Source organism: Telluria sp. AZSoR62, assembly GCF_058111565.1.
Map to the genome: position 1 here is coordinate 1 of NZ_JBYTST010000603.1, position 236 is coordinate 236.

The window sequence follows — 236 nt, forward strand, 5'->3', positions numbered from 1 at the left end:
GGTACAATTGGGTGGACCGCACGAATATTGCCGTTCTGGTGCCTGCCATCCGGCTGCCCCAGCAATCGACACAGGGGGACCCCGGTTTGGACTTACGCGACTACTTGCGAATCCTACGCCGCAACTGGATTTTGATTGTTTCAGCCACCCTGGCTGGCATTCTAATAGGGGGCGCTGCATCTGTCTTGGCCAAACCCTCATACACTGCGGAAACCCAATTGTTTGTGGCCATTCAG

The 236-nt window shown here is 55.5% G+C and carries 1 protein-coding gene; it reads left to right on the forward strand.

Annotation, left to right across the window (positions count from 1 at the left end; genetic code table 11):
- A partial coding sequence (locus AC3XQU_RS24905) for a Wzz/FepE/Etk N-terminal domain-containing protein (protein WP_489876766.1) occupies positions 1-236 on the forward strand: 236 nt, incomplete at both ends.